Source organism: Streptomyces sp. NPDC085932 (assembly GCF_044540525.1).
Classification (GTDB): Bacteria; Actinomycetota; Actinomycetes; order Streptomycetales; family Streptomycetaceae; genus Streptomyces; species Streptomyces levis.
Window position 1 is genome coordinate 1,508,204 of the sequence record NZ_JBITSJ010000002.1, and the last position, 9,456, is coordinate 1,517,659.

11 protein-coding genes and 1 rRNA gene are annotated in these 9,456 nt (G+C 69.9%); 8 read left to right on the plus strand and 4 right to left on the minus strand.

Going from position 1 to position 9,456, the window contains the following annotated elements; all coding sequences use genetic code 11:
• The first annotated feature begins 132 nt into the window (after window positions 1–132).
• The 3 genes from ACIGAQ_RS15960 (at window position 133) to ACIGAQ_RS15970 (ending at window position 2,311) form a co-directional block, all read left to right on the plus strand.
• The gene (locus ACIGAQ_RS15960; protein WP_311689229.1) at window positions 133–1,278 is read left to right on the plus strand and encodes a GAF domain-containing sensor histidine kinase; all 1,146 of its coding nucleotides are present in this window, start codon (window positions 133–135) and stop codon (window positions 1,276–1,278) included.
• Window positions 1,271–1,912 (plus strand): response regulator transcription factor, encoded by a 642-nt coding sequence (locus ACIGAQ_RS15965; protein WP_031118965.1) that lies wholly within the window; start codon window positions 1,271–1,273, stop codon window positions 1,910–1,912. Before ACIGAQ_RS15960 ends, ACIGAQ_RS15965 begins: the two co-directional genes overlap by 8 nt.
• Before the next feature lie 156 nt (window positions 1,913–2,068).
• Window positions 2,069–2,311, plus strand: coding sequence for a chaplin (locus tag ACIGAQ_RS15970; protein ID WP_094056512.1), 243 nt, complete (start codon window positions 2,069–2,071; stop codon window positions 2,309–2,311).
• A 198-nt stretch (window positions 2,312–2,509) separates the two neighbouring features.
• Here ACIGAQ_RS15970 and ACIGAQ_RS15975 read toward each other — a convergent pair whose 3' ends face one another.
• Window positions 2,510–3,295, minus strand: coding sequence for a hypothetical protein (locus ACIGAQ_RS15975; RefSeq protein WP_362281910.1), 786 nt, complete (start codon window positions 3,293–3,295; stop codon window positions 2,510–2,512).
• A gap of 161 nt (window positions 3,296–3,456) precedes the next feature.
• Here ACIGAQ_RS15975 and ACIGAQ_RS15980 point away from each other — a divergent pair, with 161 nt between their 5' ends.
• The 3 genes from ACIGAQ_RS15980 (at window position 3,457) to ACIGAQ_RS15990 (ending at window position 5,872) form a co-directional block, all read left to right on the plus strand.
• Window positions 3,457–4,254 (plus strand): ABC transporter ATP-binding protein, encoded by a 798-nt coding sequence (locus tag ACIGAQ_RS15980; RefSeq protein WP_094056514.1) that lies wholly within the window; start codon window positions 3,457–3,459, stop codon window positions 4,252–4,254.
• 94 nt (window positions 4,255–4,348) lie between these two features.
• On the plus strand, window positions 4,349–4,780 hold the full coding sequence (locus tag ACIGAQ_RS15985; RefSeq protein ID WP_399783085.1) for an NfeD family protein: 432 nt from the start codon (window positions 4,349–4,351) through the stop codon (window positions 4,778–4,780).
• A gap of 132 nt (window positions 4,781–4,912) precedes the next feature.
• Window positions 4,913–5,872 carry an SPFH domain-containing protein gene (locus ACIGAQ_RS15990; protein ID WP_114251211.1) on the plus strand — a complete coding sequence of 320 codons (960 nt, stop codon included), beginning with the start codon at window positions 4,913–4,915 and terminating at the stop codon, window positions 5,870–5,872.
• An 82-nt stretch (window positions 5,873–5,954) separates the two neighbouring features.
• Here ACIGAQ_RS15990 and ACIGAQ_RS15995 read toward each other — a convergent pair whose 3' ends face one another.
• The 3 genes from ACIGAQ_RS15995 to ACIGAQ_RS16005 form a co-directional block, all read right to left on the minus strand.
• On the minus strand, window positions 5,955–6,461 hold the full coding sequence (locus ACIGAQ_RS15995) for an HNH endonuclease (protein ID WP_311689221.1): 507 nt from the start codon (window positions 6,459–6,461) through the stop codon (window positions 5,955–5,957).
• Window positions 6,462–6,672: 211 nt separating this feature from the next.
• Window positions 6,673–7,212, minus strand: a complete 540-nt coding sequence (locus ACIGAQ_RS16000; protein WP_399783090.1) for a YbhB/YbcL family Raf kinase inhibitor-like protein — start codon at window positions 7,210–7,212, stop codon at window positions 6,673–6,675.
• Window positions 7,213–7,265: 53 nt separating this feature from the next.
• Window positions 7,266–8,048 (minus strand): sporulation protein, encoded by a 783-nt coding sequence (locus ACIGAQ_RS16005; RefSeq protein ID WP_311689217.1) that lies wholly within the window; start codon window positions 8,046–8,048, stop codon window positions 7,266–7,268.
• 145 nt (window positions 8,049–8,193) lie between these two features.
• Between ACIGAQ_RS16005 and ACIGAQ_RS16010 the strand changes: the two genes are divergently transcribed.
• Together ACIGAQ_RS16010 and ACIGAQ_RS16015 are read left to right on the plus strand one after the other, a co-directional pair.
• The gene (locus ACIGAQ_RS16010) at window positions 8,194–8,835 is read left to right on the plus strand and encodes a DNA-3-methyladenine glycosylase (RefSeq protein ID WP_311689215.1); all 642 of its coding nucleotides are present in this window, start codon (window positions 8,194–8,196) and stop codon (window positions 8,833–8,835) included.
• A 529-nt stretch (window positions 8,836–9,364) separates the two neighbouring features.
• Window positions 9,365–9,456 (plus strand): 16S ribosomal RNA (locus ACIGAQ_RS16015); the annotation flags it as partial.

Consider the following 9,456-nt stretch of genomic DNA (forward strand, 5'->3'; position numbering starts at 1 on the left):
CGGCCCCGGCCGCCCGGCCCCGGTCCTACGCCACCCGCCCGGCGCCTCCGCCCCGCGACCTAGGTCCACGGACCGGGCATGCGCGGCCACGGGCCGATCCGCGCTGTCACAGCCCGCCGGTACCGTGAGGACATGAGCCACGGCCCCCGGTCCGGCCTCGCCGCGGTGAGCTCCGCGTTGCTGGCCATGAGCAGGCACCTGGAGGTGCGCGACGTCCTCAAGACGATCGTCGCCTCCGCACGCGAACTGCTCGACGCGCAGTACGCGGCGCTCGGCGTCCCCGACGACCACGGCGGCTTCGCCCAGTTCGTCGTCGACGGCGTCAGCGAGGAGCAGTGGAAGGCCATCGGCCCCCTCCCGCGCCAGCACGGCATCCTCGCCGCGATGCTCCACGAGGCCCGGGCCGAGCGCCTCGCCGACGTCCGCAAGGACCCCCGCTTCGAAGGCTGGCCCAAGGCCCACCCCGACCTCGTCGACTTCCTGGGCCTGCCCATCCGCGACGGCGACGAGGTGATCGGGGCCCTGTTCCTGGCGAACAAGAACTGCACGAAGCCCGAGGGCAGCTGTGGCTTCACCCAGGACGACGAGGAACTGCTCGGCATCCTCGCCCAGCACGCCGCGATCGCCCTCACCAACGCCCGCCTCTACGAGCGCAGCCGCGAACTGACCATCGCCGAGGAACGCTCACGCCTGGCCCACGAACTGCACGACGCGGTCAGCCAGAAGCTGTTCTCACTGCGCCTGACGGCCCAGGCCGCGGCCCGGCTGGTGGACCGCGACCCCTCCCGCGCCAAGGGCGAGCTGCAGCAGGTGGCGGCCCTGGCCGCCGAGGCCGCCGACGAACTGCGCGCCGCCGTGGTCGAGTTGCGCCCGGCCGCTCTCGACGAGGACGGCCTGGTCGCCACCCTGCGCACGCAGATCCAGGTCCTCGACCGCGCGCACAGCGCCCGCGTGACCTTCACCGGCCACGGTGTGAAGGCCCTGCCCGCCTCCCAGGAGGAGGCCGTCCTGCGCGTCGCCCAGGAGGCCCTGCACAACGCCCTGCGCCACTCCGGCGCCGACCACGTCGACGTGACCCTGGAGCGCCGCGGCGGCGGCGCCGTCCTGCGGGTCACGGACGACGGCAGCGGCTTCGACCCGCAGGCGGTCCGCCGCGCCGGACGCCACCTCGGACTGGTCTCGATGCGGGACCGGGCGAGCGGCGCCGGCGGCTCGCTGACCGTGGAATCGGCGCCCGGCAAGGGCACCACGATCGAGATGGAGGTCCCCGGTGGCTGACGCGATCAAGGTCCTGCTCGTCGACGACCACCAGGTCGTCCGCCGGGGCCTGCGCACGTTCCTGGAAGTGCAGGACGACATCGAGGTCGTCGGCGAGGCGGCCGACGGCGCCGAAGGCGTCGACCGCGCCGAGGAGTTGCGGCCCGACGTCATCCTCATGGACGTCAAGATGCCCGGCATGGACGGCGTGGACGCCCTGCGCAGACTCCGCGAGCTCGACAACCCCGCGCGCGTGCTGGTCGTCACCAGCTTCACCGAACAGCGCACGGTGGTTCCGGCCCTGCGTGCGGGCGCCGCCGGGTACGTCTACAAGGACGTCGACCCCGACGCCCTCGCCGGGGCCATCCGCTCCGTCCACGCCGGGCACATCCTGCTCCAGCCGGAGGTCGCCGGCGCCCTGCTCTCCCAGGAGGAGGCCAACTCCGGTCCCGGCAGGGGCGGTTCACTCACCGAGCGGGAGCGCGAGGTGCTCGGCCTGATAGCGGACGGCCGTTCCAACCGGGAGATCGCCCGCGCGCTCGTCCTCTCCGAGAAGACCGTCAAGACGCACGTCTCGAACATCCTGATGAAACTCGACCTGGCCGACCGGACCCAGGCCGCCCTGTGGGCCGTTCGCCATGGTGTGACGGGCTGACACGCTCACCCCACGGCAACACGGAAGGTTGCGTTCCGGACCGAGATTCATACTGTCGTGGGAACGTCCCCCATATGGCGCATCCTCCCTGGATCTCCGCCGTTCTCCAGTGCGTGCTGCGGCGCCTGCCGCGGCAATCGCAAGGAGGGCTCAGAAGTGAAGAACCTGAAGAAGGCAGCGGCCGTGACGATGGTGACCGGTGGCCTGCTGGCCGCGGGCGCGGGCATGGCCTCCGCCACCAGCGCGCACGCCGACGGCCAGGCCGCGGGCTCCCCGGGTGTCGGCTCGGGCAACGTCATCCAGGCCCCGGTGCACGTCCCGGTGAACGTCTCCGGCAACAGCGTGAACGTCGTGGGCGTCCTGAACCCGGCCTTCGGCAACCTCGCCGTCAACCACTGACACCCGTCTCCGCCCCCGAGCCGGAGACAATCCCGGCCTCCCGGCCCCACCCGGGAGGCCGTTCAGTGGTCTCTGCGGCGGAGCCTGCGGGCAGTCGTGCCGCCGGGGCGGCACGGGTGGGCGCAGGCAGTACCCCGCAGCGCCGGGCTGTGCGACGCCGTGACGTCGGCACCGACACCGCTACCACCGGGCCACCCGTCACCGCACCCCCCGTTCCCGCTCCTCCACCACGGAGTTGTACGCCGCGACCTGCGCCCGCCGAGCCGTCCGCTCCACCGGCCGCAACGCCTCCCGCCGCGCGGCGATCTCGGACGAACTCACCGCACCTCCGTGCCCCCGCTCCGTGGCGACCCCGATCAACGCCCCCACCCGCTGCGCCAGCTCCAGCACGCGCACCGCCCGCGGCGGATACCCCGGCGCCAGCACCTCCCGCCCCCGCTCGGCCCGCGCCCGGTACGCGTCGACCGCCGCCTCCGCCACCGGCCCCGACCCGGCCACATCCAGCCGCGTCAGCACCTCGGTCGCCTCCCGCAGGGCCTCCGCGAGCTCCCGCTCCGCCTCACCCAGCGACGGCACATCCGCCGGCGGCGCCTCCCGCACGGGCAGCACATGCCACACCACCTCGACCTGCACGCCCTCCGGCCCGGCCTCGTACACGTCCGGCACCAGCCCGAGCGCGGCCCCATGACAGACCACGGCCTCCTCGGCCTCCAGCGCCCGCGCGTTGAACTCCGGCGGCCCGCTCAGTCCCAGCGGATGCCCCGGGGCAGGCAGCGCCACCCGCAGGCCGGTCACCCCGAGCGTGCGCAACCGCCCCAGGGCGAGCGTCAGCCCGACCTGGCCCGGCTCGCCGGGCAGCCCCTCCACCCGATGCACCGCGTCCTCGCCGACGATGGCGAGCACGGCGTCATCCGGCGAGACAAGTCCGGCCAAAAGGGCATTTCCCCAAGCTGCGAGACGTCCGGCGCGCGGTTCCGTGAGCATGCTCCCACCCTAGGACCCCGCAAGGACCGGACCGAGGGAATGCCCGGGCCGACCAGTGGCGTAGATTTCATGGAGGGCTGCGCCCACCGGCGCGGCGGACCGAGCCACAGGCGTACGCGACAGCCGAGACCGGCCACACTGCAAGGGGAGACAACGCGCTCATGAGCGATGTTCTGGAGCTTCAGGACGTATCCGTGGTCCGCGAGGGCCGGGCTCTGGTGGACCAGGTCTCCTGGTCGGTCAAGGAGGGCGAGCGCTGGGTCATCCTCGGCCCGAACGGCGCCGGCAAGACCACCCTCCTCAACCTCGCTTCCACCTACCTCTACCCCAGCTCGGGCACGACCACGATCCTCGGCGAGACCCTCGGCCGCCCCGGCACCGACGTCTTCGAACTGCGCCCCCGCATCGGCATGGCCGGCATCGCCATGACCGAGAAGCTCCCCAAGCGCCAGACGGTCCTGGAGACGGTCCTGACCGCCGCGTACGGCATGACCGCCACCTGGCACGAGGACTACGAGGAGATCGACGAGCAGCGCGCCCGCGCCTTCCTCGACCGCCTCGGCATGAGCGACTACCTGGACCGCAAGTTCGGCACCCTCTCCGAGGGCGAGCGCAAGCGCACCCTCATCGCCCGCGCCCTGATGACCGACCCCGAGCTGCTCCTGCTCGACGAGCCCGCCGCCGGCCTCGACCTCGGCGGCCGCGAGGACCTCGTCCGCCGCCTCGGCCGCCTCGCCCGCGACCCCATCGCCCCCTCGATGCTCATGGTCACCCACCACGTCGAGGAGATCCCGCCGGGCTTCACCCACGTCCTCATGATCCGCCAGGGCAAGGTCCTCGCCGCCGGCCCGCTGGAGCTCGAACTGACCTCCCGCAACCTCTCCCTCTGCTTCGGCCTCCCGCTCGTCGTCGAACAGGTGGGCGAGCGCTGGACCGCCCAGGGCCTCCCGCTGTCCTGAACCGCCCGCGCGCCGCACAAATCCCAGGGTAAGAAGGGCATTTACCCGCTGGACGCCCTGTCGGTGACAGGCACCCCGGTCCTACGATGACCACGTGGACATCGACGCATGGCTGTGGTGGCTGATCGGCGCGACGGCGCTCGGCATCGCGCTCGTGATCACCGCGATGCCGGAACTGGGCATGCTCGCGGTGGGAGCCATCGCCGCGGCGGTGGTCACCGGCGTCTTCGGCGGCGGAGCCGTCGCCCAGGTCGTCGTCTTCGCCGTGATCTCGACCGCGGGCATCGCCGTCGTACGGCCCATCGCGAACCGGCACCGCTCCCAGCGGCCCCAACTCGCCACCGGCGTGGACGCGTTGAAGGGCAGACAAGCCGTCGTCCTGGAACGCGTCGACGCCTCCGGCGGCCGGATCAAGCTCGCCGGAGAGGTCTGGTCGGCCCGCGCCCTCGACACCGACCGCGCCTACGACGTGGGCCAGGAAGTGGACGTCGTGGACATCGAGGGAGCCACCGCGATCGTCATGTGACCTCGCACGACGTAACTGGAGCGAACTCCTCGCCAGCTACGCGACGGTCTGTCAGACTCGACCAGCAAGATCTTCGACAACCATAAGATCTGCCGAAGGCGCCGAAGCGGAGAAGGGACACGGGGAACGACGATGGAACCGGTCATCATCGTCCTGATCATTCTGGTGGTGTTGGTCTTCATCGCCCTGATCAAGACGATCCAAGTCATCCCACAGGCCAGCGCGGCCATCGTCGAGCGCTTCGGCCGCTACACGCGGACGCTCAACGCGGGGCTCAACATCGTCGTCCCGTTCATCGACACCATCCGCAACCGCATCGACCTGCGCGAGCAGGTCGTGCCCTTCCCGCCGCAACCGGTGATCACCCAGGACAACCTGGTCGTCAACATCGACACCGTCATCTACTACCAGGTGACCGACGCACGGGCCGCCACCTACGAAGTCGCCAGCTACATCCAGGCGATCGAGCAGCTCACCGTCACCACACTGCGCAACATCATCGGCGGCATGGATCTGGAGCGGACCCTGACCTCCCGCGAGGAGATCAACGCGGCCCTGCGCGGCGTCCTCGACGAGGCCACCGGCAAGTGGGGCATCCGCGTCAACCGCGTCGAACTCAAGGCGATCGAACCGCCCACCTCCATCCAGGACTCGATGGAGAAGCAGATGCGCGCCGACCGTGACAAGCGCGCCGCGATCCTCCAGGCCGAGGGTGTCCGGCAGTCCGAGATCCTGCGCGCCGAAGGTGAGAAGCAGTCCCAGATCTTGCGCGCCGAAGGTGAGGCCAAGGCCGCCGCCCTGCGCGCCGAGGGCGAGGCCCAGGCCGTCCGCACGGTCTTCGAGGCCATCCACGCCGGCGACCCGGACCAGAAGCTCCTCTCCTACCAGTACCTCCAGATGCTCCCGAAGATCGCCGAGGGCGACGCCAACAAGCTCTGGATCGTCCCCAGCGAGATCGGCGACGCCCTCAAGGGCCTCTCCGGCGCGATGGGCAACTTCGGCGGCATCGGCGGAGGTTCGGGCGGCAACGGCGGCGCGAGCGGAGCACAGGTCCCCGCCCAGGAGCGCCGCGAGAAGCCGTCCATCGACTGACGGACCCGACCGACCGTCAGGACACCATCCGGCACATGCGAAGGGCCCGCTTCCCAGGAAGCGGGCCCTTCGCACCTGACCGCTAGGCAGCGGGCTGGGCCAGCCACTCCGGCAGCGCGTCGAAGTCGTCCTGCCCCAGCGCCAGCAGCATCGCGTCCGCCGGGGTCGGCTCGAACGGCTGCCGCAGCAGCGGCATCCCCGCCTCGTCCGGCGTCCGGTTCGCCTTGCGGTGATTGTCCTCGGCACACGAGGCCACCGTGTTCAGCCACGTGTCCTGACCACCCTGCGACCGCGGCACCACGTGGTCCACGGTCGTCGCCCGCCTCCCGCAGTACGCGCACCGGTGCCGGTCGCGCACGAGCACCCCCCGCCTCGACCACGGCGCTCGTCTTCGGAACGGCACCCGTACGTACTGGCAGAGCCTGATCACGCGGGGCGCCGGTATGTCGACCGCGGCTCCCCGCATACGCAGCTCGGGGTGGGCCTGTTCGACGACAGCCTTGTCCTGAAGCACCAGAACGACGGCTCGGTTCAGCGTCACCGTCGACAGCGGCTCGAAGCTCGCGTTGAGTACCAGCGTGTCCCGCATACCAGCCCACCTCCCGTGTGCACCGGCCCACCCCCTGGCGGGCTGGGATCAACTCTGGCCGGGCACGCCGAGATGGACAACGCAATATCTGCTGCTCCCACGCGGGGTGACCCCCGCGACCCCCGGCAACAAAAATGCCCGCTCCTGATCAATTCCAAGACCAGGAGCGGGCAAACGTTCCATGAACTCCGGGATCGCGCGGGCGACCGGCTCAGCCCTCGGCAGGCACCTCGTACTCGCCGATCAGCTGAGCGCGGCCGATCGTGTGGAACCGCAGGTTGAAGCCCACGAAGGCCGGCGACGCGTCCGCGTCCGGGCCGAGCTTCTCCTGGTCCACGGCGTACACGGTGAACACGTACCGGTGCGGCCCGTCCCCGGCAGGCGGCGCGGCCCCGCCGAAGTCCCGGCTGCCGTAGTCGTTCCGCGCGTGGACCGCGCCCTCCGGCAGCCCCTCGAACTTGCCGCTGCCCGCTCCCACCGGCAGCTCCGTCACCGAAGCCGGGATGTCGAACAGCACCCAGTGCCAGAACCCGCTGCCCGTGGGCGCGTCCGGGTCGTAGCAGGTCACGGCGAAGCTCTTGGTCTCGGGCGGGAAGCCCTCCCACCGCAGCTGCGGCGAGGTGTTGCCGGCCGCGTAGACCTGAGCGTCCTTGAGCGTCGCCCCTTCCTGGACGTCCTCACTCGTCACCGTGAACGAGGGCACGGGCGGGTGGAAGTCGTGGGGGAGCGGCCGCCGCTTGAGCTCGGTCACCTCGGTACCTCCTGATCGAATTCCTGCAGTCGGTCCCGAGCCTAGGCCCTCTCCTAGAACCAGTTGCGCTTGCTGCCCACCTCGGAGAGCCACTGGTTGAGGTACGCCGTCCAGTCCGTGCCCCGGTAGTCGTCGAGCCCGACCTGGAACGACCGGAAGGTGTCGCTGCCCTCGCTGAACAGCCCCGGCTTCTTGTCCATCTCCAGCACCACGTCCATGGCCCGCTCGTCGGCCACGAAGCTCAGCTCGACCTGGTGCAGCCCGCGGTACTGCTGCGGCGGGAAGAACTCGATCTCCTGGTAGAACGGCAGCTTCTGCCGCGTACCCCGGATGACACCCCGCTCCATGTCCGCGTTCTTGAACCGGAAGCCCAGCTGGATGAAGGCGTCCAGGATCGCCTTCTGCGCCGGCAGCGGATGCACGTTGACCGGGTCCAGGTCACTGGAGTCCACCGCCCGCGCGATCTCCAGCTCCGTGGACACCCCGATGTTCATGCCGCGCAGCGCCTGACCGTCGATCATCGTGATCGGGGTCTCCCACGGGATCTCCAGCCCGAACTGCACCGCGTGCACCGCGTTCGCCTGCAGCTCGAACGCACCGCCCAGCCGCGACTTCGTGAACTCGATGTCCTGCTTGTACTCCTGGTCGCCGCTCTCCACCTCGACCTTGGCCTGCAGCCCGACCGAGAGCCCCTCGATCTGCTGGTTCACGGACCCGCCCTGGATCCGCACCTCACCCTGGACGACACCGCCCGGCACGACGTTGACCTCGTGCAGCACCGTCTCGACCGAAGCCCCGCCGGCCCCCAGGCTCGCGAGCAGCTTCTTGAACGCCATGTCTCTCCCTCTCGCCCACTACGGGTGGATCCCTGATCCCTGTTAACGCGATCCGGCCGTGGCCGGTTCCACTTCCTCACCCTGGCAAGGCCGCCGCCCTGTGGCCACCCCACGGCACCAGGGGTCTCCAGTACCCTCGGACGGCATGATCGCGACCCCCGACCGTACGCCCCTGCCCAGGGAGTTCTTCGACCGGCCCGTCCTCGATGTCGCCCCCGACCTCCTCGGCCGCATCCTGGTCCGCACCACCCCGGACGGTCCGATCGCCCTCCGCCTCACCGAGGTCGAGGCCTACGACGGCGCGGACGACCCCGGCTCCCACGCCTATCGCGGTCGCACCGCCCGCAACGAGGTGATGTTCGGCCCGCCCGGACACGTGTACGTCTACTTCACCTACGGCATGTGGTTCTGCATGAACCTCGTGTGCGGTCCCGAAGGGAAGGCGAGCGCGGTCCTGCTGCGCGCGGGCGAGATCATCGAGGGCGCCGAGCTGGCCCGCACCCGTCGACTCTCGGCCCGCAATGACAAGGAACTGGCCAAAGGCCCCGCCCGTCTCGCCACGGCCCTGAACGTGGACCGCTCCCTCGACGGCACGGACGCGTGTACCTCCGGCGACACCCCCCTCCGCATGCTGACCGGCACCCCCGTGCCCTCCGACCAGGTACTCAACGGTCCTCGCACCGGCGTCTCCGGCGAGGGTGCCGTGCACCCCTGGCGCTTCTGGGTCGCCAACGACCCGACCGTCAGCCCGTATCGGGCTCATGTCCCGAGGCGCCGCCGAAGTTGACTCGCCCCGGCGGGATGCGTAATGTAGCCCGAGCCGCTTGAACCGGGTACGGCGTTTCGCCAGCAGCCGGAAGCGGCCAAACCACTACCTAGCTACTCCCCCTCAGCAGGGGCGAATTCGGCGTGTCCGTATGCCTGAATTCGATGTCGAAGGACTCGATTATGAGTTGGACGGCGAATCCGCTAACGTAGTGAATGTCGAAAGGCCGACGGGCGAAAGCCCGGGCCGGAAGGCAATTCCCACCGACAGGGAATCGGATCGGAAAAGGATCTGATAGAGTCGGAAACGCAAGACCGAAGGGAAGCGCCCGGAGGAAAGCCCGAGAGGGTGAGTACAAAGGAAGCGACCGTTCCTTGAGAACTCAACAGCGTGCCAAAAGTCAACGCCAGATATGTTGATACCCCGTCCATCGGGTCAACCGATGGTCGAGGTTCCTTTGAAAAAACACAGCGAGGACGCTGTGAACGGTCGGGCTTATTCCGCCTGACTGTTCCGCTCTCGTGGTGTTCATCCCGATTACGGGAAAACATTCACGGAGAGTTTGATCCTGGCTCAGGACGAACGCTGGCGGCGTGCTTAACACATGCAAGTCGAACGATGAACCACTTCGGTGGGGATTAG

What these genes read in the sequence shown, in the direction of transcription:
- ACIGAQ_RS16010 (WP_311689215.1), top strand. Translation starts at nt 8,194, where the DNA reads ATGATCGCGACCCCCGACCGTACGCCCCTGCCCAGGGAGTTCTTCGAC.
- ACIGAQ_RS15975 (WP_362281910.1), bottom strand. Translation starts at nt 3,295, where the DNA reads ATGCTCACGGAACCGCGCGCCGGACGTCTCGCAGCTTGGGGAAATGCC.
- ACIGAQ_RS15995 (WP_311689221.1), bottom strand. Translation starts at nt 6,461, where the DNA reads ATGCGGGACACGCTGGTACTCAACGCGAGCTTCGAGCCGCTGTCGACG.
- ACIGAQ_RS15980 (WP_094056514.1), top strand. Translation starts at nt 3,457, where the DNA reads ATGAGCGATGTTCTGGAGCTTCAGGACGTATCCGTGGTCCGCGAGGGC.
- ACIGAQ_RS15960 (WP_311689229.1), top strand. Translation starts at nt 133, where the DNA reads ATGAGCCACGGCCCCCGGTCCGGCCTCGCCGCGGTGAGCTCCGCGTTG.
- ACIGAQ_RS15990 (WP_114251211.1), top strand. Translation starts at nt 4,913, where the DNA reads ATGGAACCGGTCATCATCGTCCTGATCATTCTGGTGGTGTTGGTCTTC.
- ACIGAQ_RS16005 (WP_311689217.1), bottom strand. Translation starts at nt 8,048, where the DNA reads ATGGCGTTCAAGAAGCTGCTCGCGAGCCTGGGGGCCGGCGGGGCTTCG.